The 26,211-nt window shown below is 62.6% G+C and carries 14 protein-coding genes; 9 read left to right on the top strand and 5 right to left on the bottom strand.

The window, feature by feature from the left end; genetic code table 11:
* From TZ03_RS29910 to TZ03_RS07820, 3 genes are all read right to left on the bottom strand, one after another.
* A partial coding sequence (locus TZ03_RS29910; protein WP_152645393.1) for a hypothetical protein occupies positions 1 to 909 on the bottom strand: 909 nt, incomplete at its 3' end.
* Between the two features lie 242 nt (positions 910 to 1,151).
* Positions 1,152 to 2,303 carry a tetratricopeptide repeat protein gene (locus tag TZ03_RS07825; RefSeq protein ID WP_053388408.1) on the bottom strand — a complete coding sequence of 384 codons (1,152 nt, stop codon included), beginning with the start codon at positions 2,301 to 2,303 and terminating at the stop codon, positions 1,152 to 1,154.
* A gap of 123 nt (positions 2,304 to 2,426) precedes the next feature.
* Positions 2,427 to 3,359 (bottom strand): KpsF/GutQ family sugar-phosphate isomerase, encoded by a 933-nt coding sequence (locus tag TZ03_RS07820; RefSeq protein WP_051096768.1) that lies wholly within the window; start codon positions 3,357 to 3,359, stop codon positions 2,427 to 2,429.
* Between the two features lie 385 nt (positions 3,360 to 3,744).
* On the opposite strand from TZ03_RS07820, the gene TZ03_RS07815 reads away from it, so the two are divergent.
* From TZ03_RS07815 to TZ03_RS07775, 9 genes are all read left to right on the top strand, one after another.
* Positions 3,745 to 4,860, top strand: a complete 1,116-nt coding sequence (locus TZ03_RS07815; protein WP_236692787.1) for a phosphotransferase — start codon at positions 3,745 to 3,747, stop codon at positions 4,858 to 4,860.
* A gap of 245 nt (positions 4,861 to 5,105) precedes the next feature.
* The gene (locus tag TZ03_RS07810) at positions 5,106 to 7,130 is read left to right on the top strand and encodes a capsular polysaccharide biosynthesis protein (protein ID WP_051096767.1); all 2,025 of its coding nucleotides are present in this window, start codon (positions 5,106 to 5,108) and stop codon (positions 7,128 to 7,130) included.
* On the top strand, positions 7,070 to 8,389 hold the full coding sequence (locus TZ03_RS07805; RefSeq protein WP_051096766.1) for a capsule biosynthesis protein: 1,320 nt from the start codon (positions 7,070 to 7,072) through the stop codon (positions 8,387 to 8,389). Before TZ03_RS07810 ends, TZ03_RS07805 begins: the two co-directional genes overlap by 61 nt.
* Complete coding sequence (locus tag TZ03_RS07800; RefSeq protein WP_051096765.1) at positions 8,386 to 9,162, top strand: SDR family NAD(P)-dependent oxidoreductase; 777 nt, start codon at positions 8,386 to 8,388, stop codon at positions 9,160 to 9,162. Before TZ03_RS07805 ends, TZ03_RS07800 begins: the two co-directional genes overlap by 4 nt.
* Before the next feature lie 7 nt (positions 9,163 to 9,169).
* A complete protein-coding gene (locus TZ03_RS07795; RefSeq protein ID WP_082056571.1) occupies positions 9,170 to 10,750 on the top strand; it encodes a sulfatase-like hydrolase/transferase in 1,581 nt (526 codons plus the stop codon).
* 4 nt (positions 10,751 to 10,754) lie between these two features.
* The gene (locus TZ03_RS07790; protein WP_051096771.1) at positions 10,755 to 11,321 is read left to right on the top strand and encodes a GNAT family N-acetyltransferase; all 567 of its coding nucleotides are present in this window, start codon (positions 10,755 to 10,757) and stop codon (positions 11,319 to 11,321) included.
* Positions 11,321 to 13,507, top strand: a complete 2,187-nt coding sequence (locus tag TZ03_RS07785; RefSeq protein ID WP_414860303.1) for a capsular polysaccharide biosynthesis protein — start codon at positions 11,321 to 11,323, stop codon at positions 13,505 to 13,507. Before TZ03_RS07790 ends, TZ03_RS07785 begins: the two co-directional genes overlap by 1 nt.
* Positions 13,508 to 13,510: 3 nt before the next feature.
* A complete protein-coding gene (locus tag TZ03_RS07780; protein WP_051096762.1) occupies positions 13,511 to 14,554 on the top strand; it encodes a phytanoyl-CoA dioxygenase family protein in 1,044 nt (347 codons plus the stop codon).
* Positions 14,555 to 16,821: 2,267 nt separating this feature from the next.
* Positions 16,822 to 17,277, top strand: coding sequence for an REP-associated tyrosine transposase (locus tag TZ03_RS07775; protein WP_051096761.1), 456 nt, complete (start codon positions 16,822 to 16,824; stop codon positions 17,275 to 17,277).
* An 8-nt stretch (positions 17,278 to 17,285) separates the two neighbouring features.
* On the opposite strand, the gene TZ03_RS07770 is transcribed toward TZ03_RS07775, so the two are convergent.
* Both TZ03_RS07770 and TZ03_RS07765 read right to left on the bottom strand, forming a co-directional pair.
* On the bottom strand, positions 17,286 to 18,638 hold the full coding sequence (locus TZ03_RS07770) for an aminotransferase class I/II-fold pyridoxal phosphate-dependent enzyme (RefSeq protein WP_051096760.1): 1,353 nt from the start codon (positions 18,636 to 18,638) through the stop codon (positions 17,286 to 17,288).
* 9 nt (positions 18,639 to 18,647) lie between these two features.
* Positions 18,648 to 26,147 (bottom strand): type I polyketide synthase, encoded by a 7,500-nt coding sequence (locus tag TZ03_RS07765; protein ID WP_051096759.1) that lies wholly within the window; start codon positions 26,145 to 26,147, stop codon positions 18,648 to 18,650.
* Positions 26,148 to 26,211: the final 64 nt, after the last annotated feature.

Genomic DNA, 26,211 nt, shown 5'->3' with positions numbered 1-26,211 from the left:
ATCGGGAGCGCAGCATCGGGCATCAGGTGGACGCTTGGAATGTGGGGATGATGGATCCCTTACAATAGTCTGGCCATCCAGTGTATACACCGCCAGGTGCTTTGACACATCAACCTTGCTATTCCCTGCAACAATCCAGACCCTCCGCCCATCACTCGCTATACCTTGCAGCGGATGCTGAGAGTCAATCAAATCTTGAACACTCCACTCATAGGTCCAGCGCTGGGAATAATCCCCCACCCCGCCACGTACAAGATCAGCAAGTTTCCAGACACGAACTATTTGGTCACCCGTATCTTTTTTTCGCCCAGCTGCAATTAAATACTTTTGATCCATACTGATTGCTGGAGTAGCGCTTACGTGAGCCCTGAAATCATCACCAAAAAGTCGAAAGACCTCAACATCCCCGACAGGCTGCCCTTCAGAGTAGGAAAAGCGCACTACCTGCCTAAAGTCTTTTTGATAAGTAGACCACAATCTGACTTCGTTACCAGCAAGATATTCGACACCTAACCCTTGATGCCCTACAACATCATTAAGCGGATTTGAGGCTCCCAGTGAGACCTTTGAGACATTCTCGTCAAGCGGATAGTTATTTATAATAGAAGCGCCACCAGTTTTCATACCAGTCAAATGCAGGGTATAAAGAGTACGATTACGCTCGTCAACAGCAAATGACTGAATCCCATTTCGCTCACCACCACTACCCCGAATTTTGTCCAAGGTGAAGAGCAAAGAGCTGGAAGTTAGCGCTCTATTAAAGTCCAAGTGACGGGCCGACAAAGACTCGAAAGACAGACTTCCATCCTTCCGTTGTGCTTGCTCATCCGTTAACACTCCTGCGCCAGCTCCAATCGGCGCACCTAGCAAATAAAGAAACGCAAGCACTGGAAAATAGCCAAGTTTCATTAATCGCGCTCCTACCATTAAACGACACGTCAACAGGCCAGCCAAAGCACATCCTTTCAGATGCTTCCCTTTTGGCCAATCCTCAGACTAGCACACCATGCAAAGGGTTTTTAAAGATGAAAAAAAGCTCGGCAAAACGCCGAGCCTTTTTATCTAAAAGCTGCTTTACAGCTACAGATAGCGAGCGAAGCCCCATTAACTAAATGGCAGAACAGAGCACAACGCTCAGCAAGCGCTAAAAGTCACAAACTTAGACTTTGATCAAGTAAATATCTTTTCATTCTTTCCAGTACACTTCTGTTTGCGGAGTCGATGCGATAAGCACGCAGCAAAATTTCATTTGCGGCCTTTACATCACCTTCAGCCCGGGTCAGATCGGATATAAAAGCTTGCGTCAGGGCTGCGTCAGGGCTTAACTTTGCATGTTCGCTCAAATGAAACTTCGCTCGCTCAACATCCTTCCGAACCATGTAAGCCCTGGCCAAGCGATACTGCGCATTTGCAAAGTGAGGGGCCGATGAAACTGCCAAGGCCAAGAAGGGTATCGCTTCCGCTGCCAACTTTGATTCAAGAAGCGCTGTACCGACCCAGTAATTAGCTGTTTCATGTGTAGGATCAGCTTCCAACACCAAGCGAGCCTTAGACTCTACTTGACGCCAGTCTTTAGCCTTTGCACTGACATGCAAATCTATGAGCCGCCGAACAATTAAATCACTGTGCGCCGAACGCCCCTTTTCAACTACATCAGGCATTTCTCCATTCGATGAGAATGTTGAGATATAGTTAGACAGGCCGTATTTAAGCTCAATAAAGGGGGCCCCACCACGCCCAACACCACGAAGAGTAAGAGTGGAAACACCCTCCGAGCCCAGTAGATGACGAGCGGCTTTCAAATCCATCGCATCAGCTTCACCAGCGATGTGAAGAATGGTCGTTGACTTTTGACTGCTTATTTTCGAAAGGTCGGGAAAGACTAGATCGACCGACTTAGAGATCTGCGCACTTCTAGCATGAGGTATTCTGAGAATACTATCAAAACCAAACGCCATCGCCTTGCAGCCAATTAGCTTCGCATAAAGAGCTGCGGCATATCCACCCATACTCACGCCATGCAGAACAATATCCACTGCGCCTAACGAAGCAGCTATGCTTTCGATTTTACTTCCTATGCCAACGACACTATCGGCAAAGCCAGGTATTCCATTCTGATACCACTCATTTCTTCCATTATTCAGGAAGAGACGGTGCTCTAACTGCGCATTACCTACCCGCCAAAAGTCAAATTTGCCATCGGTCTTGTTGGTTCCTGCAAAGAACACTAGTAGGCGTGTCGCACCTGGGCAAGGCACAAGCTTATAGTGAGGCCCTTCAAGCTGTTCTAGAACCATTTCCATCCTCAATTCTCAATCTATGCCCCAGCTAAATAATGCTTAAAACTCACGAGGGAGCTTTATTGACGCCAGGCACTTGCACAGGGAGCTTACTAATAGCTGCTTAGTTGATTGGACCAATCCTACTCAGTCAAAAATCTCAACAACACCCACAACCGCCCCTTCTGCATCAGTCACCGCCAATGCCCGAATTTTGTTATCCAGCATATAAGACTCAGCCTCCGACAACTGCGAATCTTCCTGGATAGTATGTGGGTTTGCTGTCATGAACTGTGCGACCGTCTCACGCACGACACCTTCGTTCTCCAGCAAGGCGCGACGAAGGTCACCGTCAGTCACGATACCGACAAGCTTTTCGTCATCCATCACCACAGTCAGGCCAAGCCGGCTGCGTGTCATGACCAACAGGCAATCATGGAAGCTGGTAGTCGAAGTAACCACCGGTGCCGGCGAGTGCATCACGTCACGTACGCGGGTGAGCAGCTTGCGACCGAGGCTGCCACCGGGGTGGTAGCGTGCGAAGTCCATTGGCTTGAACTGAATGGCTTCAATCAGCGCTACAGCCAATGCATCACCCATGGCCATGGTTGCCAGGGTGGAGGTGGTCGGGGCCAGGTTGTTCGGGCAGACTTCACGCTCAACCGAAATGTCCAGCCAGATATCCGCATGCTTGGCCAGCGTGGACTTGCCGTTGCCGGTCATGGCGATGATCTTGTTACCGAACGACTTGAGGCTCGGGATCAGCTTGATCAGCTCTTCAGTCTCGCCGCTGTAGCTGATGAGGATCAGTACGTCGATGGGCTTGAGCATGCCCAGGTCGCCATGGAAGGCTTCGGCCGGGTGCAGGAAGAAGCTGGGGGTGCCGGTGGATGCAAAGGTGGCGACCATCTTCTGGCCGATCAGGCCGGACTTACCCATGCCACATACCACTGTGCGGCCCTGGCAACCGAGAATAAGCTCGACTGCGCTCTGGAATTCGCTATCGAGTCGGTCAGACAGCAGCGTGACAGCTTGGGCTTGCGCGATGAGGGCTTCTTTGGCGATGCTGAGGTGATTCATTTTCGTCCCTGACGACAGCTGAAAAATGCGAAGCCGCAAATGTTAAAGTTTTTGCATCGCGAAGCAAAGCACGAGGCCGGCAGTTTGTTGATAATCTGACTGGTGAGTGCCTAAATTGGGTTTCTCAACATTTCCGCTCACGCACACTTTCACAGACAAGAGCAGCACCTGGCGCCATTTCGCCTGTAAAGAGGCCAAACGAAACCCGCCCGCAGCCAGGGAACCGAATGAAAAGAGCACGTTCAGAAGGACGCGGCGGCCTGCGGCTTCACCGCTATGCGGCACTGGCTTCTTTCACCAGCAACCCGTCCGGCGGGAAGCCAAATGCCGGCCTTTCGCCTTTATTCATCAACGCCTTATCGTAATTTTTCGTTGTGCCAGAGCCGTGTATGCAGCAGCATACCCCTTTAAAGCTAGAGATCGGACCCCGTCCCCCTACATGGATGTCATGCCTCCCCCTTGCCAGCCCGCCGTAAACAGGACTTTTTACCGCTGGCAGCGAGCACCTCTGGAACAGCACCTTGTTGACCTGATGCCTCATTGGCAGGGAATGCATCTGGACATCCGCACCCACGATCTCGCCTCCAACGCCTCGTTCGTCAAATACGTACGGCATCACAGCGTAACGGACCCAAGCACCGGTAAATCGCTGGAAGTCGTAGAGAAGTCGATACGCAAGGTGGCCTTCCTTGGTAGCCAGGAGGCAAGGTTTCACCGCGCCGAGGGCATGCTGGCGGGCAGTACGCATTTTCGTCACCCAGCCTGCCTGGGCGTTATCGAAACCCCTTGGGAAAGCCTGATTTTTACCGCATTCGTTCGAGGCAAACCTCCCCGCATGCATGCCATTGCCAAGCAATTGGCGCAAGGTATCGCCGAGCTCGAAGTGTTGAGCCACGACTACCTTGAGCTTGAGGGGCGAACGGCACAGCAAGCACTGCTGCAGTGGAGCATGGACTTCTTCCGCCCCTGGTTCCTGCTTCGGCCACGCTTCAACTTTGCCCGCTGCCTGCCACAACTGGAGCAGCTTGGCAGACAGGACTCGCGTTTCGCAGGGTTGGCCCAGCACTTCAAAGCCTTCACACCTGTTCTTCGGCAGTTGGCCGCCCAGGCGCGTCGCAGCCCTCGTTGCATCAGCCACATGGATTACCTGCGCAAGAATCTGTTTGTAATCAAAGGGCAGTTGCACCTGATCGACTGGAGCGAGGTCAAGGTTGGCCGGGTGGGGTTCGATGGTGGCGCCTACCTTGGAAGCCTGTTCAGGCGCAAGGACATGAACGTCTTCCTGGCTGCCCGGAATGACTTCATCGAAGCCTACTCCGCTGCGCTTGGCGAGCGATTCGATCGCCAGCAGGCACTGCGCAACCTGCACTACGTGTTCCTGCTGACGGCGTTGTTCCATTGCCTGCGCCCCGAAACGATCGAGGAATACCGGCAACGCGACAAAATGGGCCTTCTGCAAGAGAAATACGCTTACCTGCTGGAACTATTGACCAAGGACTAGTCAGATGAGTGCAGCGAGGACGTCCTGCAACGTCGCGCTTGGACCAGTTCGCGTCGACCCGATGTCATTCTGATGTCATCCGTCAGCATTTGCGCAGATTGTCTAATTTCTTTTTGCGTTTTATCCAAATCTGCGCGCGCTCAATTGTGAATATGTATTAAGATTCACCCTCATTTTCCCACCGGTTCGCCAAGGCCTCATGCCCTTGTCGTCCCTTATTTGCCAATGGATGCCGCTTCGCGTTTATGGATGACGTTTCGCCCCGCCCTCGCCTGCTGGTCCTATCAAAGGGCGCCCAGGCCATCAGCACGCTGCCTGCCTTGTTACCCGACTACGTTCTTCAGAACGGCGTTGCGCGTGACGCGCAGCACGCCGACTGGCTGATGGCCTGGGGTCGCAAGCCCAGTGCAATCAAGGCAATGGCCGAAGCACAAAAAGCCCGCAAGCCCGTATTGACGCTTGAAGACGGTTTCGTCCGCTCGGTGGGTTTGGGTGCCGATGAGCCCCCCCTGTCACTGATCGTGGACGACGTGGGCGTCTATTACGATGCCAGCCAGCCGTCCAGGCTCGAACAGCTGATTGCCACCCCGCTTGATGCGCAGCAGACGCAACGTGCCTTGGCCCTTCGCGACCTTTGGCAACAGCAGAGGGTTTCCAAGTACAACAGTGCCCGTATCGAGTTGCCGAAGCTTCCTGAGCACTGCGTGCTAGTCGCCGACCAGACTAGTGGTGACGCTTCACTGCAGGGTGCCGGTGCTGAAGACTTCCGGGCCATGCTTGACGCGGCTTTGGTGCGCTACCCGGATTGCACCATCGTGCTCAAGGTACACCCGGATGTAGTCGCAGGTCGCAAGGGAGGGCACTTCGATCTTGACGCGCTGGCAAGCAACCCTCGGGTACAGATACTTGCACACAATGCTCACCCGGCCGACCTGCTGCCACACGTACGCGCCGTGTTCGTGATGACTTCGCAGCTCGGCTTTGATGCCTTGCTGTGGAATGTGCCGGTACACACCTGGGGCATGCCATTTTACGCGGGCTGGGGCCTGACCGAAGACCGCTTGCCCGCACCGTCACGACGTCACCCGGTGCCGTTGGCGCAATTGGTTCACGCCAGCCTGGTGGGCTACCCACGTTACGTTTGCCCAGAGCGAGGCGTACCGTGCTCCCCGGAAGTACTGATCAACTGGCTCGGGCTGCAGCGGCGTCACCGCAGTGCACTACCTGCTTCTGTGCAAATGCTGGGGTTCAGCCGCTGGAAAGAGCCGCTGGTTGAAATGTTCTTCAACGGCGCGCAAATCCGCTTCGTCAAGCCCGAGAACCCGCTTACGCAAGACCTGCCAGTGGTGTCCTGGGGCTGCAAACACGATGAAGATCTGAACAAGCACCCTCACCCGGTTAAGCGTGTGGAGGATGGTTTTCTGCGCTCTGTAGGGCTGGGCGCTGGCAAGGCAAGGCCGCTGTCGTGGGTGCTCGATGACCTTGGCATCTACTACGACGCCACCCGGCCTTCACGCCTTGAGCGCATTCTTGCGACAGATCTGTTCGACACGCAAATGCTTGGCCGTGCCAAGTCATTACGTACGGCCATATGCGCAGCCGGGTTGACCAAATACAACTTGCCCGGCGCATCCTGGAATCGCCCTGCTGGTGCAGAAAAAGTCATTCTGGTCACCGGCCAGGTGGAAGACGATGCGTCCATTCGCTTTGGCGGCAACAGCATTCGCAGCAACCTGCAATTGCTGAAAGCAGTGCGCGCACAGAACCCCGATGCGTGGCTGCTGTACAAGCCCCACCCGGAAGTGCTGGCAGGTACCCGAGCCCGTGGCGGTGACGAAGAGCAAACCGTGCACTGGTGCGATGAAGTCATTGGCGACACGCCACTTCAGCAACTGCTGGAAGTCGTCGATGAAGTGCACGTGCTCACCTCGCAGTCAGGCTTTGAAGCACTGCTGCGTGGCGTGCCAGTCACCACCTATGGCCAACCGTTCTATGCCGGCTGGGGCCTTACCCGCGACATGGACCTGTCAACTGACGTGCGGGCCCGCCGCAGCCGCAAACTGAGCCTGGACGAGCTGGTTGCCGGCACACTTCTGCTTTATCCCACCTATGTAAGCCGCATCACCAACCGGTTCACCACCCCTGAACAGACCTTGTACGAATTACAGAATTGGCACGCGCTAACGCCGCAGCCAGGAGCCCCTTCTCGATGGCAGGACTTGAGACGACGCTTGAGCAGTTTGTTGGGCATGAAGCGCCCGAGCAACTGAATGCAAGGGCGACGCGTGGTCCGCTGCTGCGCGTTCCCACTGGCAATTTCCTCTTTCTACAAGGCGTCAATTCGCCTTTTTTCGCACGCCTGGCAAAAGCCCTTCGTGACATCGGCCAGTACGTACACAGCGTACGCTTCAACGTGGGCGATGAACTGTATGGTGCTGATGGCCCGAACATGGCCTGCCCAGGCAAAGCCGAAGACCTGGAAGCATGGTATGCAGAGGTTTTCCGCCAACTGGACATCACGGACCTGGTGCTGTTCGGCGATTGCCGCCCGGTACACCGCACCGCGATACAGCTTGCCCGCTTGCAAGGCATTCGCGTCCATGTGTTCGAGGAAGGCTATTTCCGCCCCTACTGGATCACCCTGGAACGCGACGGCGTCAACAACAATTCGCGTTTGCCACGGGATCCAGAGTGGTATCGCGATGTGGGTAAGCACATTCCGCGCTATCAGAACGGAAACGCGTTCAAATTGTCCTTTACCGCCCGCGCAGCACACGACGTGATGTACCACGCCGGTGGTGCATTGAACGCGCTGTTCTACCCCAAATACCGCACCCACGCACCCTTCAACGCAGCAGTGGAATACGCAGGCTTCATCCGCCAAGGCCTACGCCTGCTCCGCGCCCGCAGCCGCGATGATGCCCTGGTCGCCGACGTTGCCCGTGAGCGCCAGCCTACCTACCTGCTGCCACTGCAGCTGGACAGCGACGCGCAGATCCGCGACCACTCGCCGTTCGACAACATGACCCAGGTTATCGAGCACGTGATCGATTCGTTCTCGCTGAACGCCCCATTCAATGCCCGCCTGCTAGTCAAGAACCACCCGTTGACGCCTGGCCTGGTCAACTACCGGCGCGTCACCGAGGCGCTGGCCCGTGAATATGACGTAGCCGACCGGGTCGAGTTCATGGAAAGCGGGCATATGCCAACCCTGCTCTCGCACATCAATGGCATGATTACCGTCAACAGCACCGCCGGGGCTTCGGCGCTGCTGCATGGCCGCCCGACCATCACCCTGGCCGACCCTATCTACGCCATGCCCGGCCTTACCCACCAAGGCAGCCTGGCTGACTTCTGGCACACGCCGGACATGCCAGACATCAAGCTCTTCCATCGCTTCCGCAACACCGTCATCCACACCACCCAGGTCAACGGCGGTTTCTACACCAACTGTGGCATGGACATGGCCGTGGCCAACTGCCTGGAAGTGCTGATGGCGAAAACCTCAAGAATCGAAAAATACCTATGAGCCCGCACGCATCACCCCGCTGCATCCTCATCACTGGTGCCACGGGCGGTATCGGCGGCGCCCTGGCGCCAGCCTACGCCGCCCCGGGCGTGACGCTGATCCTGCAAGGCCGGCGTCAGGACCGCCTGGACGAAATGGCCGAGCAATGCCGCGCCTTGGGTGCCCAGGTACTGCTGGAAGCCCTCGATGTGCGCGACCTGGATGCCCTGCGGGCCATGGTGCGGCGCGTGAGCGAAAGCCATCAGCCCGACCTGGTACTGGTAGGCGCGGGGCTGAACACGGCAGTGGGTGCCGATGGCGAACCCGAAAACTGGGACGACAGCCGTGCCCTGCTGGAAGTGAACGTGATGGCCGCCCTGGCCACCGTCGAGGCCGCCCTGCCGACCATGCGCAACCGTGGCAATGGGCAGATCGCGCTGTTCAGTTCGCTGGCGGGCTGGCGCGGCTTGCCGGTCACGCCCACCTATAGCGCCAGCAAGGCGGCCATCCGTGTGTACGGCGAGGCCATCCGCGACTGGCTGGCGCCGGAAGGAGTGAAGGTGAATGTGATCGTGCCGGGGTATGTGGAGTCGAAGATGTGTTTCGAAATGCCCGGGCCTAAACCTTTTCTGTGGACCGCCGAAAAAGCGGCAAGGCGTATCAAGCGCGGGCTGGCGGCGAACCAGGCGCGTATCAGTTTTCCGTTCCCGCTCAACCTGGGCACCTGGCTGCTGGGGCTTATCCCGCAGTGGCTTTCTTCGATGATCCTGCGTGGGTTGAAGTACAGTGATTGATGTTTCTTTGTTGCCGGTTGCATTGATCGGCCTGGGCTTGACCGTCGCGGTCGAGCGCCTGCTGATTCCCCGCCCGCCCCTGCGCCGCCCGGCCGACTGCTGGATGCTGCATGCCGGGCTGTGGTGTGTGGGGCTTGGGCTGCTGTATGCGCTGACGGCGCGGCCGTTGTTCAGTGGCGTCAACCTGCTGTTGCTGTGGCTGCTGATCGTGCTGGTGAGCAACTCCAAGTATCACTCGCTGCGCGAGCCGTTTGTGTGTGCAGATTTCGAGTACTTCAGCGATGCAGTGAGATTCCCGCGGCTGTATCTGCCGTTTTTCGGCTTTGGCAAGGCAGCGCTGCTGGCCGTGGGCTTTTTGCTGTACCTGTGGGCGGGGTTGAGCTTCGAGGTGCCGGGGGCGCGGCTCGAGGCGCTGCTGCCGCTGGCGGTGGGCCTGGGGTTGTTGCGTTTGGGGCATCGGCCGGTGCAGCCGAGCTTTGATGCCGAGCGGGATGTGCGTGGCTGGGGGTTGGCGGCCAGTTTGTGGCGGTACTTCTGGGCGGCGCGGGCGCCGGTGGATCGGGCGGGGTTGGGGTCGCCGTTTGGGGGTATACCTGCTACGGCCTCTTCGCGGGCGAAGCCCGCTCCTACATCGGCCGATGGGCAGGCATGGTCGCAGCCGCCCAGTGGGCAGGCTGGGGCACTACCGGACCTGGTCTCGGTGCAGAGCGAATCGTTTTTCGATGTGCGCGACCTGTGGCCCGGCGTGCGCCGGCAGGTGCTCGACCAGTACGACCTGCTGGCCAGCCAGGCCCTGGCCCGTGGCAAGCTGCAGGTCGCCGCCTGGGGCGCCAACACGGTACGCACCGAGTTCGCCTACCTCACCGGCATCCCGGCCGACCGGCTTGGGGTACACCGCTTCAACCCGTACCGTGTGCTGGCCCGCCAAGGCCTGCCGAGCATCGCCTCGCGGCTGAAGGCGCTGGGCTACCGCACCGTCTGTATCCACCCTTACGACGGGAGCTTCTACGGGCGCAACAAGGTGCTGCCGGCACTGGGCTTCGATGAGTTCATCGATGTACGCGCGTTCAACCCTTCGCAAAAGGCCGGGCCATTCATTGGTGACTGCGCGGTAGCGGACAAGATCCGCGAACTGCTGCAGGCACCGGGCCGTACCCAACCGCTATTCATCCACGCGGTCACCATGGAAAACCACGGTCCGCTGCACCTGGAAAGCGTGGCCGGGCACGAGTTGCCTAGCTGGTTCGACCGCCCGCTGCAGCCGGGCATGCAGGACCTGGCACCTTACCTGCGCCATATCGGCAATGCCAACCGCATGCTGGGCATGCTGCGCGAAACGCTGACGGCCCAGCCGAACGAGGCGCTGCTGTGCTTCTTTGGCGACCATGTGCCGATCTTGCCCGACGTGTACAAGGTTCTCGGCGCGCCAGCGGGTGACACCGACTATCTGATCTGGTCCAACCGCCGTCAGCCGGGCAGCCAGGCCACTGCGCTGGCGGTGCAGCAGTTGTCCAGCACCTTGCTGGCCCATGCCCAGGCGCCTGCGGTGGGCCAGCACGCGCCCGCTGCCGCAGCCGGGGTGGCCTGACAACGTGGTGCGTATCGTGCTGGGATCGGAGCTGGCGCCAGAGCGTGCCGCAGACCCTGCCCTGGCCCGCTTGCTGGCCGAGGGGCGTGGGTCGCTGGCTTTTCTGATTGGCAATACCGCCTGCCGCTATCGCCTGCTGGGGGCGGCTATCAACTGGGACCGCGTGTTGCTGGCCTTCGACGGCGAGCAGGCACTGGGCTTTGCCGCGTTCAAGCATGGCCGGCGTGGGCCGTTCGCCTTGCGCTGGCGGCCGTTCATTCGTGAGTTTGGCGTGCTTAGCGGCGGGGTGCGGTTTATCGGCTTCTGCCTGAGCGAGCTGCGCGAGTGGCGCTACCCATTCTTGCTGTACGGGCTGCGGGTCAGCAAGGCTGCCCGCCAGCACGGCGTGGGCTCGGCGCTGGTACAGGCGTGCTGCGCGCATGCCGCCGCGCAGGGCTTTGCCCAGGTAGAACTGGAAGTGCCACTGAGCAATCAACGGGCGCAGCAGCTGTACCTGCACAATGGCTTTGCCCTGCGCCGCAAGCGTTGGGTGCCGTTCCCGCCGGTGCGCAACATGTGGCGGGCCGTGTGATGCACAACACCCCTCCCCTTGTAGGAGCGGGCTTGCCCGCGAACACCGGCAAAGCCGGTGCCCCTCCCCACCCGCCCACAGGTTTCTTACCCCCCGATACCCTGGTAAACGGCCCCGGCTGGGTCGGCATCATGTCGCAATGGGTGGCCTGGAAGGTCCTGCATCTGCCACAGTTCCTCGGCCCGGAAGGCCCGCCCTTCTGGCTATGGCGCCGAGGCCGCAAGGCGCCCAAGGGGCTCAAGGCCATTGCCGGTATCGGCTACAAGCAGTCGTCAGCCCATGCACGGGTGCTGTGCCAACGCTGGGGGCTGCCGTACATTGCGCTGGAAGACGGTTTCTTGCGCTCTTCTTCGCTGGGCATCGAGGGCGATACGCCGATGTCCATGGTGGTCGACCCGGTGGGCATCCACTACCTGGCGGACCGGCCTTCCCTGCTGGAGAACATCCTGCAGCAGCCCGAGGCGCTCAGTGATTACGAACTGGGCTGCGCCCGCGAACTGATTGCCTTGATGCGCAGCAGTGGCATCGGCAAATACAACAATGCCCAGGACTTGCCCGCAGACGACCCGCTGGGCCGCGAGCGGCCGTTGGTGCTGGTGGTGGACCAGACCGCGGGGGACTATTCGATCCCGGGCGGCGGGCTGTGCGAGGCCGACTATGTACGCATGCTGGATGTGGCCCTAGCGGAAAACCCCGGCGCCGACGTGCGTGTGCGCATTCATCCGGATTGCCTGGGCGGGCACAAGCCCAGCTGCCTGCTGAGCGCGGCACGGGCCCGCGGGGTAGCGCTGGAGGCGCGGCCGGTGGCCTGGGCCTCCTTGGCCCGCCGTGCGCAACGTGTGTACGTGGGCACCAGCCAGGCCGGGCTAGAGGCGTTGATCCAGGGTGTGCCGGTAACCTGCTTTGGGCTGCCATTTTATGCCGGCTGGGGGCTGACCGATGACCGCATGGCCATCCCCCGGCGCCAGGCCCGCCCAGACCTGGTGCAACTGGTGGCGGCGGCCTATGTACGCTACTGCCGCTATGTCGACCCGCTGACCGGCCAGCTGACCGATGCCTTGACCGTTGCCCGCCAGCTCGCCAGCAAGAAGGCCCGCGATGCCACGTTTGCCGGCCCCACCACGGTGCTGGGGGTGAAGCGGCACAAGCGGCACAACATTCAGCGCTTTTTTGAAAGCCGCTGGGGGCAGTTACGCTTCACGGTGGACGGGCCGCAACTGGTGCGCCAGGTGGCCGCCGAAAATGGCCGGCTGTTGGTGTGGGCGGCGCGCGAGCCGGCAGGCCTGGCCGAACGTGCGCGCCAGGCGGGCGTGCCATTGTGGCGGGTCGAGGATGGTTTCTTGCGCTCCACGGGGCTGGGTGCCAGCAACAGCCCGGCACTGTCACTGGTGCTGGACCGGGGTGGCATTCATTACGATGCGCAGTCCGCCAGTGACCTGGAGCAGCTGTTGCAACATGGGTCGTTCGATGCCGCGACCTTGGCCGAAGCGGCACGCCTGCGGGTGCAGATCGTTGCCAGCGGCGCCAGCAAGTTCAACCTGCGCAGCAGCGCCCGGCCGGCCCTGCTGGGGCGGCCGGGTCAGACGCGGGTACTGGTGGTGGGCCAGGTCGAAGATGATGCCTCGGCGTTGTGCAGCGGCGGCGGTGCGGGCTGCAACCTGCGCCTGCTGCAACAGGTACGTGCACGGCTGCCGGATGCCTGGATCCTGTACAAGCCGCACCCGGACGTGGAAGCGGGCAAGCGCCTGGGGCGCGTAGCCCCTGCGCAGCTGGCGGGGTTGGCCGACCAGGTATTGGTGGGGGTGGACATCGCCAGCCTGTATGGCCAGGTCGACGCGCTGCATACCCTAAGCTCCACTGCCGGTTTCGAAGCCTTGCTGCGGGGTGTGCCGGTGGTCACTTATGGTACGCCGTTCTATGCCGGCTGGGGCCTGACCCAGGACCACCAGCCACTGCCGCGCCGCACCCGGCGCCTGACCCTGGACCAGTTGGTAGCCGGCGCCTTGTTGCGCTATGCGTGCTATGCCGACGTCCAACAAGACTTGCCCTGCGATGCCTGGCACGCCCTCGCCTGCCTCAGTGCGCCATCCCCGGCGCGTGCGGCCCATCGGCGAGTGGCGCCGTTGCTCAACTATACCCGGACCATGCTCGGCTGCGGCCGGCCACTGGCCCCATCAAAGGACTAGAACATGCCTGTTTCGATCAAGGACATCGGCCGTTACGCGGCACTCCCCTGGCATTGCATGCAACTGGCCACCCATGCCAAGTCGTTCGAGAACAACCCGGTGCTTGGCAGTGCCCGCCTCAACGCCCTGGGGCTGCATGTGCAGCGTCGCCAGTTGGCGATGGCCATGGCCGGTTATCGCCGCAAGGCGCTGGCGTCGCGGCTGGATGCTGGCGAGCGCGAGCATTTTGAGCAGAATGGGTTTTTCATCCGTGAAAACGCCCTGCCCGCCGAGCAATTCGCGGCATTGCGCGCCGAGCTGGGTGCATTGCGCAGCACGGGCTGGGAAATGCGCCAGGGCCGTGCGGTTACCCGCCGGGTCAGCCTTGATCAGGATGTGCTGACACGCAACCCGGCCAGTGCGGCGTTCGTGGCAGACCAGGGGGTACGTAACCTGATTGCGTATGCGTCGTCCAATACCGGCGGCATTACCTACCAGTTGCAGTCGATCGTGATCGACGCCGCCAATGCCGACCAGGACCCGCAGACCCGTCTGCATGCCGACACCTTCCACCCCACGGCCAAGGCGTGGTTGTTCCTGGATGATGTAGCGGATGACCAGGGGCCGTTCAGTTATGTACCGGGGTCGCACCGCCTGACGCCGGAGCGTTTGGCCTGGGAGTATCGTCAAAGCCTGGGGGCGGCGCGTTCCAGCGAGCAGATGCACCGTGAGGGTTCGTTCCGCATCGACGAGCCCGAGCTGGCTGCCCTCGGCCTACCGCCACCCCGCCGCTTTGCGGTCCCGGCCAACACCCTGGTGGTAGCGGACACTTCTGGTTTCCATGCCCGCTGTGCAAGCCACCAGGCCAGCCACCGGGTAGAGATTTATGCCAGCTTGCGGCGTAACCCATTCATTCCCTGGCGTGGGGCGCACCTGTTTGCGCTGCCATGGATTGCCAATCACCACATGCGTTGGGATATACGGTTGAAACGGTTGATGGGTTTTGACAAGAAGAGCCATTGGCGGTTTGTGGAGCAGTTGAATGCTTATGAGGCGCCGTATATCTGACCCACGACTGGCCCGCCCGTCGTAGGAGCGGGTTTACCCGCGAAGAGGCCAGGCCTGCCAGCCACTATCCCCCGGCCATTCACCGCCGCAGCCGCCACCGCATTCGCGGGCAAGCCCGCTCCTACATCGATCGGTGGTGCGCACACATCGGTGGTGCGGAAAAGGCCGTCGTGTTCGACAAAGACCGTCGTAGGAGCGGGTTTACCCGCGAAGAGGCCAGGCCTGCCAGCCACTATCCCCCGGCCATTCACCGCCGCAGCCGCCACCGCATTCGCGGGCAAGCCCGCTCCTACACAATCGGTGCATACACACCGGTGGTTCGACAAAGGCCGTCGTGTTCGACAAAGACCGTCGTAGGAGCGGGTTTACCCGCGAAGAGGCCGGGCCTGCCGGCCACTATCCCCCGGCCATTCACCGCCGCAGCCGCCACCGCATTCGCGGGCAAGCCCGCTCCTACATCGATCGGTGGTGCGCACACATCGGTGGTTCGGAAAAGGCCGTCGTGTTCGACAAAAACCGTCGTAGGAGCGGGTTTACCCGCGAAGAGGCCAGGCCTGCCAGCCACTATCCCCCGGCCATTCACCGCCGCAGCCGCCACCGCATTCGCGGGCGAAGCCCGCTCCTACACAATCGGTGGTGCACACACATCGGTGGTTCGGCAAAGGCCGTCGTGTTCGACAAAAACCGTCGTAGGAGCGGGTTTACCCGCGAAGAGGCCAGGCCTGCCAGCCACTATCCCCCAGCCATTCACCGCCGCAGCCGCCACCGCATTCGCGGGCAAGCCCGCTCCTACATCGATCGGTGGTGCACACACATCGGTGGTTCGGCAAAGGCCGTCGTGTTCGACAAAGGCCGTCGTAGGAGCGGGTTTACCCGCGAAGAGGCCGGGCCTGCTGGCCACTATCCCCCGGCCATTCACCGCCGCAGCCGCCACCGCATTCGCGGGCGAAGCCCGCTCCTACATCGATCGGTGGTGCGCACACATCGGTGGTTCGGAAGGCCGTCGTGTTCGACAAAGACCGTCGTAGGAGCGGGTTTACCCGCGAAGAGGCCAGGCCTGCCGGCCACTATCCCCCGGCCATTCACCGCCGCAGCCGCCACCGCATTCGCGGGCAAGCCCGCTCCTACATCGATCGGTGGTGCGCACACATCGGTGGTTCGACAAAGGCCGTCGTGTTCGACAAAGACCGTCGTAGGAGCGGGTTTACCCGCGAAAGGGCCGGGCCTGCCGGCCACTATCCCCCGGCCATTCACCGTCGCAGCCACCACCGCATTCGCGGGCGAAGCCCGCTCCTACATTGATCGGTGGTGCGCGCACACCGGTGGTGCGGAAAAGGCCGTCGTGTTCGACAAAGACCGTCGTAGGAGCGGGTTTACCCGCGAAGAGGCCGGGCCTGCTGGCCACTATCCCCCGGCCATTCACCGCCGCAGCCGCCACCGCATTCGCGGGCAAGCCCGCTCCTACACAATCGGTGCACACACACCGGTGGTGCGGCAAAGGCCGTCGTGTTCGACAAAGGCCGTCGTAGGAGCGGGTTTACCCGCGAAAGGGCCGGGCCTGCCGGCCACTATCCCCCGGCCATTCACCGTCGCAGCCGCCACCGCATTCGCGGGCGAAGCCCGCTCCTACACAATCGGTGGTGCATACACACCGGTGGTTCGGCAAAGGCCGTCGTGTTCGACAAAGACCGTCGTAGGAGCGGGTTTACCCGCGAAGAGGCCGGGCCTGCCGGCCACTATCCCCCGGCCATTCACCGTCGCAGCCGCCACCGCATTCGCGGGCGAAGCCCGCTCCTACATCGATCGGTGGTGCGCACACATCGGTGGTTCGGCAAAGGCCGTCGTGTTCGGCAAAGACCGTCGTAGGAGCGGGTTTACCCGCGAAGAGGCCGGGCCTGCTGGCCACTATCCCCGGCCATTCACCGCCGCAGCCGCCACCGCATTCGCGGGCAAGCCCGCTCCTACATTGATCGGTGGTGCGCACACATCGGTGGTTCGGCAAAGGCCGTCGTGTTCGACAAAGACCGTCGTAGGAGCGGGTTTACCCGCGAAAGGGCCGGGCCTGCCGGCCACTATCCCCCGGCCATTCACCGTCGCAGCCGCCACCGCATTCGCGGGCAAGCCCGCTCCTACATTGATCGGTGGTGCGCACACATCGGTGGTTCGGCAAAGGCCGTCGTTGGCACATTCTGCAATGGTTGAATCGCCGAAGGCGCCATGAAGGCGACTACTCTGGCTCGGGCTATCGTGACTTCAAGGATGACCACATGCACTACGCCCATGCCCACCACCTTCGCCGCCACAGGGTTTCACGCCCCGGCAGGCTATACATGCTGACCACTGTCACTCACCAGCGTCGCCCCCTGTTCCACAACTTCACCCTTGCCAGGCTGGTAATCAACCACCTGCGCCAAGCCGATCGGGAAAACAGCTGCGTCACACTGGCCTGGGTCGTCATGCCCGACCATGTGCATTGGCTGATTGAGCTGAAACAAGTAAGTCTGGCCACCTTGATGCGCCGCTTCAAATCCAGGTCCAGCCATGCCTTGCGCAAAGCTGGGGTAACACCCACGCCGATCTGGCAGGCGGGCTACTGCGATCGCGCCATGCGCAAGGATGATGATCTGCTCAATGCCGCGCGGTACATCATTGCCAACCCGGTCAGGGCCGGCCTGGCACCCAATGTCGGCGACTACCCGCACTGGGATGCCATCTGGCTGTAGGCATCGCCTCACCCCAACCGCGCCATCTCCTCCGCCACCACCGCCACGGTATGCCGAATCTGCTCTTGCGTATGCTCGCAAGACACAAAAAACCGTACCCGGGCCGAATGCTCCGGCACCGCCGGGTACAAGATCGGCTGGGCATTGATGCCGCGCTCGAACAACGCACTGGACAACCGCCCAGCCTTGAACGAGCTGCCGGTAATCACCGGTATCACCGCCAGGCCGGTACTGGTCGCGGTGTCCAGCCCGGCCTCCCGCGCCAGGCGCAGGAACAGCTCGCCACGCGCCTGCACCTGCGCTACGCGCTCGCGATCATCCGCCAGCAGCTGCAACGCCGCCAGCGCAGCGGCCGTGACCGCCGGTGGCATGCCGACGCTGTACAAAAAACCCGGCGCAAGAAACTTCAAATGCTCGATCAACGCCGTGCTGCCAGCGATATAACCACCGCAACTGGCCAGGGTCTTGCTCAAGGTACCCATCCAGATGTCGACGTCGTCACCCGCCAGCCCAAAATGCTCGCGAATGCCCTTGCCCGTGGCCCCCATCACACCCAGCGAATGCGCTTCATCCACCATCAAGAACACTTTGTGCTTGTGCTTGAGCTCGACGAACCGCGGCAACTCGGGGTAGTCGCCATCCATGCTGTAGATACCTTCCACCACCACCAGCACCCGCTCGAAGTGCTGGCGCTGCTCACCCAGCAGGCGGTCGAGCGCCTGCCAGTCGTTATGCGCAAAACTCAAGCGGCGGGCACCCGACAGCTGGATACCCTGCAACACGCTGTTGTGGATCAGTTCGTCATGCACCACCAGGTCGCGCGGCCCGAACAGGTAGCCGATGGTGGTCACATTGGTGGCATGGCCGCTGACCATCACCACCGCATCGTCCACCTCGTACAGGCTGGCCAGCTCGCGCTCCAACTCGCGATGCAGCGGGCGGTCGCCAGACACGGGGCGGCTGGCCGACACCGAAGTACCGTAGCGGTCGATGGCCGCCTTGGCCGCTTCGGCCACGCTCGGGTGGCCGGAATACCCCAGGTAGTTGTAACTGGCGAAGTTGAGGTACTCGCGCTCGCCAATCTGCGTCTGGGCACCGGCAGTGCCCTGGTGCAGGCGGAAGAACGGGTTGCTCAAGCCCAGCCGCATGCCACTCTGCTGGATCACCCGCAGCTGTTGGTACCCTGGGTGCTGGTCAAAGCGATAGAACGCCTCGGGCACCTTCAGGGCAGCCTGCTGCACCTGCTCCAGGGTGGCGCCCTGCTCGCCCGCGGCAGCCACGTTAAGGCGGCGTGCAAGGGCTTGCTGGATCAGGCGTTGCTTGGTGTCGCCACCAAGGCCGGTCGGGGTTCTGGCTGTCATCTGGCGCTCTTAATCAATCAATCGGTCAGGTGCCGCGCTGGTGTCGGCCAAGGTTGCGTTCATCTGCGCCAACTCTTCGGCACTGTGTTCGCTGCCGTGACGGGCAAGCACATTCTGCGCCAGCTGTTCTTCGTTGTTGCTTGCGTCACCCCGCAACAGTTCCAGCAAACGCGCGGCAAGCTTGTCGATACTGGAACTGTCGCTCAGCTCCATCACCGGCAGGCGAATACCAAAACGCTCCTCCAGCGCCACCACCAACTCCACGCTCATCAACGAGTCCAGGCCCAGCTCCTGCAGCGGGCGTTGGGCGTCCAGGCGTGCCGGCGGCAGGCGCAAAATCTCGCACACCTCGTGCTTGAGCATCTCGGCGAAGCGTTCGAGCAACTCGGCATCATCAAGCTCCGCCAGCATGCGCTGGATGTCCTCGCCACTGCCTTCATCCTCCTGGTCGCCGCCATAGGCACGGGCCAGTTCCGTAAAGCGTGGCGTAACGGCGCTGGGCAGGAAGCGCGACAGCGCCTTGAAGTCCAGCTCCAGCACGCCGTGGCCGTTGTCGCCGTCCAGCAACATGGCCTCGAGCTGCGCCAGGGCGGCTTCGGCCCGCAGTGCGGAGCCGCCCATGCGGCTTTGCAGGGCGTCCTTGATCTGGCTGTTGCGCGCCAGGAAACCAACATCGTCGATGGCCCCCCACAGCACGGCGGTGGCCGCCTGCCCCTGGGCGCGACGGTGCCGCGCAAGGGCTTCAAGCCAGTGGTTGGCCGCCACATAGTTGGCCTGCCCAGGGTTGCCGAACAAAGTGGTGGCCGAGGAGAACATCACGAAGAAGTCCAGCGCCAGGCCCTGGGCCAACTCATGCAGGTACTGCGCACCTTTGGCCTTGGGCTCCAGCACGCGGCACAACTGGTCGCCGTCGAGGTTGCGGATCAGGCTGTCGTCGATCACCGTCGCGGCGTGCACCAAGCCACGCAGTGGCCATGGGCTGGCGGCGATGCGCTCGAATACCCCGCGCAGTTGCTCTCGGTCGGTAATGTCACAGGCCACTGCCTGCACATCGATGCCTTGGGCGTGCCACTGCGCCAGCAGCGGCTGGGCTTCGGCACTGGCCGGGCCACGACGGCCCAGCAGCACCAGGTGGCGGGCACCTTTGTCGATCAGCCACTGCGCCGTGCGCAAGCCAAAGCCGCCCAGGCCACCGGTGACCAGGTAGCTGGCATCGGCGGCAAGTTGCAGTGCCCGCGCCGGTTGCGCACGGGTGTCGACGGTTTGCTGGATGGGGTTGGCGTAGGTCACCACCACTTTGCCAATCTGCCGCGCCTGCTGCATGTAGCGGTAGGCTTCGACCACCTGGTTGGCGTCGAACTCGCGGAACGGCAACGGGTGCAGGATGCCCTGCGCAAACAGGCCCATCATCTCGGCGAACAGGTGCCGGGTAAGCGCCGGGCGCTCACTCATCAGCTGGTCGGCATCGATACCGAAATAGCTGATGTTGTTGCGGAACGGGCGCAGGCCGATACGGGTGTTCTGGTAGAAGTCGCGCTTGCCCAACTCCAGGAAGCGGCCAAACGGCTTCAGCACCTGGAAGTTGCGGTTGATTGCCTCGCCGGCCAGCGAGTTGAGCACCACGTCCACACCACGCCCGCCAGTGGCCGCCAGCACCTGGTCGGCATAGACCAGCGAACGCGAGTCGTACACATGCTCCACGCCCAGCAGGCGCAAGAAATCGCGTTTCTCATCGCTGCCTGCGGTGGCGTGGATTTCCGCCCCTAGCCACTTGGCGATCTGGATCGCAGCAATACCCACACCACCCGCGGCGCCGTGGATCAGCACTTTCTCGCCAGGTTCCAGGCGCGCCAAATGATGCAGCGCGTAGTACACGGTGAAGAAGGTACTCGGAATGGTCGCCGCCGCCTCGAACGACATGCCCTCGGGGATGCGTGCCACGGCGTTGGCGTTGGTCACCAGGCGGTTGGCGAAGCTGCAGGGGCCAAAGCCCACCACGCGATCACCAGGCGCGAAATCGCCGACTACCTCGCTGCCTTTGCCCTGAACCACACCTGCAAACTCAAAGCCCAGGGTGGGGCCGGAGAAGCCGTTTTCGATGGCTTCATCCGACAGCAGGCCAAGGGCGAACATCACATCACGGAAGTTAAGGCCAGTGGCGCGCACGGCGATGTCCAGTTCGTCCGCTGCCGGTTGACGCGGCTCGCGCACTTCCCAGCGCAGGTTGCGCAACTGGCCTGGCAGGTCGAAGCCCAGGCATATCCACTGCGCCTCGCCACACGCACTGCGCGGCTGGCCAGCCAGTACCCGCAGGCGCGGCACATAGCGCTGGCCTTCGGCATCCAGGGCCACCTCGGTTTCGTCATCGGCGTGCAGCAACGCTGGCACTGCCAGTTCGACGGGTGCCGAGTGGGCCAGGTCGAGCAGGCGAACTCGGCAGCTGGGCGATTCGTTGGCCAGGGTACGGCCAAAGCCCCACAACGCGGCGTCGGCAATGGCCGAAACGTCAGCAGCGGTATCGGCACTGTACAGGTGTTCGGCAGCACCGCGGCTGAACAGCCAGCACTGCGGGGCGATCGCCAGCGATTCACAGGCCTGCACCAGCGCAGCAGCCTGCATGCAGCGCTCGGCCTGGCCATCCAGGCCAGCGGCGCTGTCGAAGCCAGCCAGGTGCAGCACGTGTTCCGGTGCCTGGCCCAGGGCGCCAAGCTGGGCGGCCAGCGCCTGGGCATCACCTGGCAGCAGCAGGTCGACCTGCTGGCCCTGGGCACGCAGTTGCTCGGCCAGGCTCAGGGCCGTGCCCTGCCCGGCTTCGGCGAGCACGGCCCAGCGCTGTACGGCCACGGTTGGCACAACTTCCGCCGCCGCCGGCTTGTCGGCCAGCAGCAGGTAGCTGCCGCAGGCACTGCCCGGCAACGCCTCCAGCGTGCGCAGCGCAGTCAGGCCGTGGCGCTGCAGTTCATGGCTCCAGAACGCCGGGGCCTGCTGGCGCGACAGGGCCTGCTGCGGGCCGGCCAGCCACCACTCGGGCTGGGCGCCAAAGACGAAATCGGCCCAGCGTGCCGGGTACTGCCCCAGCAACGCCAGCTGGCCGTGCGGGTTGAGCTGGGCACAGGCCAGGCGCAGGGCATCGCCCACCGCATCCAGGGCGCCCAGGTCTGTAGGCACCAGCACCCAATCGAAGCTTCCGGCTTCGGGCAACTGCTCCAGGCCAAGCACCTCCAGCGCCGGGCAGTCGTCACCCAGGCGCTGCTCAAGCTCGGGCTCGGCGACGCAGTAGGCGTAATCGAGGCGGTCGAAATCAAGGCCCGCGTACAGCAGTTCGGCAAACGAGGTGCCGCCAAAGCCGATTTCCAGCACACGCAAACGCTGGCCGGCCGGCAATTGCGCCAGGCGCTCGGCCAAGGTCTGGCCAATCCCGCTCAGCATGTGCTGCTGCCCCGCCGAACCCAGCACCAGGCGTGCCAGGCTGGCAGCGCTGGTTTCCCGTGGCTGCAGGGTGTCGAACACCACGCTGCCATCGAGCAAGGCCGGCAGGTGACGGCCGATACGGCCCACCGTATGGATAATCTGGAAGTACTCGGGGTAGCTCTGGAACAGCTCTTGCCAGATGGCCTCCGACGCTGGGCGCTCGCCCAGGTCGGCCAGCTGCCAGCCGCCGTCGGCGCTGCGCAGCAGGCTGCCGTCCTGCTCGGCGTGGCGCAGCAGGGCCGCCAGGAAGTCGCCCTGGGCCTGCGACCACAGTGCCACCTGCTCGGCGCTCAGGCGGCCACCGGCCTGCTCGACGGCATCGAGCACAAAGCTGCTGCACAGCACGTCCAGCAGCGGCTCCACTTCATTCAGGTAACGCACCTGCGCCGGTTCGTCGGCCAGGCACTGCAGGGCATCGGCCAACGGCGTGCGGGCCACGGCATTACGCTGCAACGGCACGACCGTGCCCGGGGCAGCCAGGCCCACATGGCCCATGCGCTTGATATCGCCAGTGCGGTCGTACTGCAGACGGACGGCGCGCATGCGCGCGTCCTTGATCGCCAGCACCGCAGCGCCGCTGGCATCGAACAGGGTGAGGTCGACCAACAGCGAATGCGCGGTGCGCTTGCGCTGACGCACCTCGGCCAGCACCGGCACACCACCCGCATTGGTGAACGCAATGCGCCCCAGCTTGACCGGGATGAATGCCAGGCCGTCGTTACGGCCAGGGCGGCTGGCCAGCAGTTCGGTAATCAGCTGGAAGGCGCCATCCAGCAGCGCCGGGTGCAGGTGCAAATCTGCCAGTTCGTGCTCGATGGCGGGCGGCACGGCCAGCTGGGCTACGACCCGCTCCGCCTCCACCCAGGCCGCAGCCACGGTCTGGTAGGCCGGGCCGTAGTTAAGGCCAACCGCGCAGGTCAATGCCAGGTGCTGCTCGCCGGTAAAGTCGGCCGGGCGTGCTGGCAGCGCCGGTGCGCGAGTGTCCAGTAGCACGCCGCGGGCTTCGCCCGGCAAGCGGGCGACCACATGCTGTACCCAGTCTTCGCGCTGCATCAGCGTGCGTGAACTGATGCGCAGGGTGCCGTCGGCTTCTTCGACCTGCACGCGTACTTTCTTGCTGCCCTCGCTGCTCAGCAGCAGCGGGTTGTGAATTTCCAGTTCTTCGATGTCGACGAACTCACCCGGCTGGTGCAATTGCGCCACGGCCAGGGCCAGTTCGGTAAAGCCTGCCCCCGGGAACAGCACCGACTCACCGACCTTGTGGTCGGCCAGCGTCGGGTACTGATGTGTGTCCAGGCGGTTTTCCCAAGTCAATGCCAGGTCGGCTACCGGGTAGCCGAGCAACGGGTGCACACGCTCGCGGCCCAGCGGGCTGCCAGACTCGGCGCTGACCGGCAAGCTGAAGTGGTCACGCTGCCAGGCATAGTTCGGCAGGCGCACCTGGCGCCCGGTCACCGGGAAGCGGGCCTGCCACTGTGGCTCGACACCGGCAATCAGCAGGCGCGCCACCGTGCGCTCCAGCAGCGACGGGCTGTGGTCGTTGCGCTTGAGGGTAGCAATCACCTGCCCGGGTTGTTCGCACTCGGCCAGCACATCGGTGACGTAGCTGCGCAAGATCGCATGCGGCCCCACTTCGACGAACAGGTTCAGGCCGCTGCGCACCACGGCATCCAGCGCCCCCTGGAACAGCACCGGGAAGCGAATGTTCTGCCACCAGTAGTGGCTGTCCAGGCGCTCGCCGGCGAGCTGCCCGCCAACAACGGTGGAATAGAACGGAATATCTGTGGCACGCGGACGAATGTGGGCAAGGTCGGCGATCACTGCCTGTTCGATGGGGTTCATCGCCGGCGAGTGGAAGGCGTAGTCCAGGTCCAGGCGGCGGGCGAATACCTGGCGCTCGCCCAGGGCCTCTTCGAGCAACGCCAGGGCGTCTACTTCACCGGCCACGGTAGCGCCACGGGCGCTGTTCTCGCCGGCGACGACCAGGCGGTCGTCCAGCTTCAGTTCGGCAATCAGCTGCGCCGTGGCCTCACCCGCAAGGCCCACCGCGGTCATCTGCCCGGTGCCACGGGTCAAGCCTTGCAGGCGGCTGCGGTGGTAGATTACCTGGGTGGCATCCTCCAGGCTCAGCGCCCCGCTGGCCCAGGCCGCGGCCACTTCGCCAACACTATGGCCGATGACCGCAACCGGCTGAACGCCTTCGGCAGCCAGTACCCGGGTGACCGCCACTTGCAGGGCGAACAGCGCCGGTTGGGCGATTTCGGTGCGGGCATAACGGCCTTCGCCATTGTCGCCCAGCAACTCGGCACGCAGCGAGTAGCCCGCCAGGGGCTGGAACAGCGCATCCACTTCATCCACTGCCGCGGCAAACAGCGGTTGATCCAGCATCGCCCGGCCCATGCCCTGCCACTGCGAACCGTTGCCGGAATACACGAATACCGGCGCCGAGGCGCCATCCAGCGCCTGGCCAGCCTCCAGTACCGCGCTCAGTTCGCTGAGGGTCGGGTCCTGGGCGTAGTCATCCAGCGCCTGGGCGGCTTCGGCAGCATTGTCGCTGACCAGCAGCAGGCGGTGGCTGTGTGCATCGCGGCGGTACATGGCCTGGTAGGCGACATCGTAGTAGTCGGCCTGTGGCTGCCCAGCCAGGTAGGCGGCAAAACGTTCTGCAGTTGCGCGCAGGCCTTCTTCGCTCTTGGCACTGAGCAGCAACGGCACCCGCTGGCCACCGGCCGCTGCCACAGCAGGTGCCTGCGGTTCAGGGCTTTGCAGGATGACGTGGGCGTTGGCCCCGCCAAAGCCGAACGAGTTCACACCCACGGTCAGCTGGCCTTCGGCTTTCAGCGGCAAGGGCTCGGTGACTACCTGCAGGTTGAGGTCGGCAAAGGCGATATTCGGGTTCAGCGCCTGCACGCCAATGGTGGCGGGCACGGTGCGCTCGGTCAGGCAGTTCAGTGCCTTCATCAGGCCGGCCGCCCCGGAGGCCGCCTCAAGGTGCCCGATGTTGCTCTTTACCGAGCCAATCGGCAGCGGGTTGCCGCCACCGCGCGCCTGGCCCAGGGCTTCACCGATGGCACGGGTTTCGATCGGGTCACCCACGGCGGTACCGGTGCCGTGGGCTTCGAGATAGTCCAACTGCTCGGGAGCGATGCCGGCCTGTTCGTAGGCACGCTTGAGCAACGCCGCCTGGGCCTCGGCATTGGGCAGGGTCAGGCTGGACTTGCGCCCATCAGTGTTTACCGCGCTGGCCGCAACCACAGCCAGAATAGTGTTGCCATCGGCCACCGCCTGGTCGTAGTCCTTGAGCAGGAACAGCCCGCCGCCTTCGGAGCGGGCATAGCCGTCGCCGTTTTCGTCGAACGACTGGCAACGCCCGGTGCGCGACAGCATGGTCGCCTTGGCGAAGATCATGAAGCCGAACGGGTGCATGTGCAGGCTGATGCCGCCGGTCACGGCCTGGTCGACATCACCGCTGAGAATGGCCTGGCAGGCCTGGTGGAAGGCCACCAACGACGACGAACATGCCGTGTCGATCGCCATGCTCGGCCCGCGCAGGTCGTAGAAGAACGACAGCCGGTTGGCCGCGATGCTCATGGTGTTGCCGGTGGCGGTGGCGCCATCGATGGACGACAGGTCCTCGACCAGGCGGTAGGACTGCTCGACACCTGCAATGCCCAGGTACACGCCGCAGTTGCTGCCACGCAGGCTGGACGGCTTGATCCCGGCGTTTTCGAAGGTTTCCCAGCACATTTCCAGGAGCATGCGCTGTTGCGGGTCCATCATTGCGGCTTCACGCGGCGAGATGCTGAAAAAGCCCGCGTCAAAGGCACTGATATCGCCCAGGGTGCCTGAGGCGAAGGTGTAGCTGGTCGCAGGGCTGGCCTTGTCCGGGTGCAGGAACTCGTTCTTGTCCCAACGCGACGGGTCGACCTGGGTGACCAAGTCACGCCCTTCCATCAGGTTTTGCCAGAAGCCGGCATTGGAAGAGCCAGGGAAACGGTACGCACAACCAACGATTGCAACCTTTCTACGCTTGATCAAAACCTATTCCTTCAAATCTCATCGGGCACCGTCCCATCCGTCGGACAGCCGGCATGCCTGGCCT

This window comes from Pseudomonas sp. 10-1B, assembly GCF_000935045.1.
Classification (GTDB): domain Bacteria; phylum Pseudomonadota; class Gammaproteobacteria; order Pseudomonadales; family Pseudomonadaceae; genus Aquipseudomonas.
The sequence above is the reverse complement of the archived record's forward strand: the minus strand, read 5'-3'. Positions and strand labels throughout refer to the sequence as shown.

Excerpts from the sequence above, each read along its gene's own strand:
- TZ03_RS07800 (WP_051096765.1), top strand. The coding sequence starts at position 8,386 with ATGAGCCCGCACGCATCACCCCGCTGCATCCTCATCACTGGTGCCACG.
- TZ03_RS07785 (WP_414860303.1), top strand. The coding sequence starts at position 11,321 with ATGCACAACACCCCTCCCCTTGTAGGAGCGGGCTTGCCCGCGAACACC.
- TZ03_RS07770 (WP_051096760.1), bottom strand. The coding sequence starts at position 18,638 with ATGACAGCCAGAACCCCGACCGGCCTTGGTGGCGACACCAAGCAACGC.
- TZ03_RS07775 (WP_051096761.1), top strand. The coding sequence starts at position 16,822 with ATGCACTACGCCCATGCCCACCACCTTCGCCGCCACAGGGTTTCACGC.
- TZ03_RS07780 (WP_051096762.1), top strand. The coding sequence starts at position 13,511 with ATGCCTGTTTCGATCAAGGACATCGGCCGTTACGCGGCACTCCCCTGG.
- TZ03_RS07810 (WP_051096767.1), top strand. The coding sequence starts at position 5,106 with ATGGATGACGTTTCGCCCCGCCCTCGCCTGCTGGTCCTATCAAAGGGC.
- TZ03_RS07805 (WP_051096766.1), top strand. The coding sequence starts at position 7,070 with ATGGCAGGACTTGAGACGACGCTTGAGCAGTTTGTTGGGCATGAAGCG.
- TZ03_RS07820 (WP_051096768.1), bottom strand. The coding sequence starts at position 3,359 with ATGAATCACCTCAGCATCGCCAAAGAAGCCCTCATCGCGCAAGCCCAA.
- TZ03_RS07825 (WP_053388408.1), bottom strand. The coding sequence starts at position 2,303 with ATGGAAATGGTTCTAGAACAGCTTGAAGGGCCTCACTATAAGCTTGTG.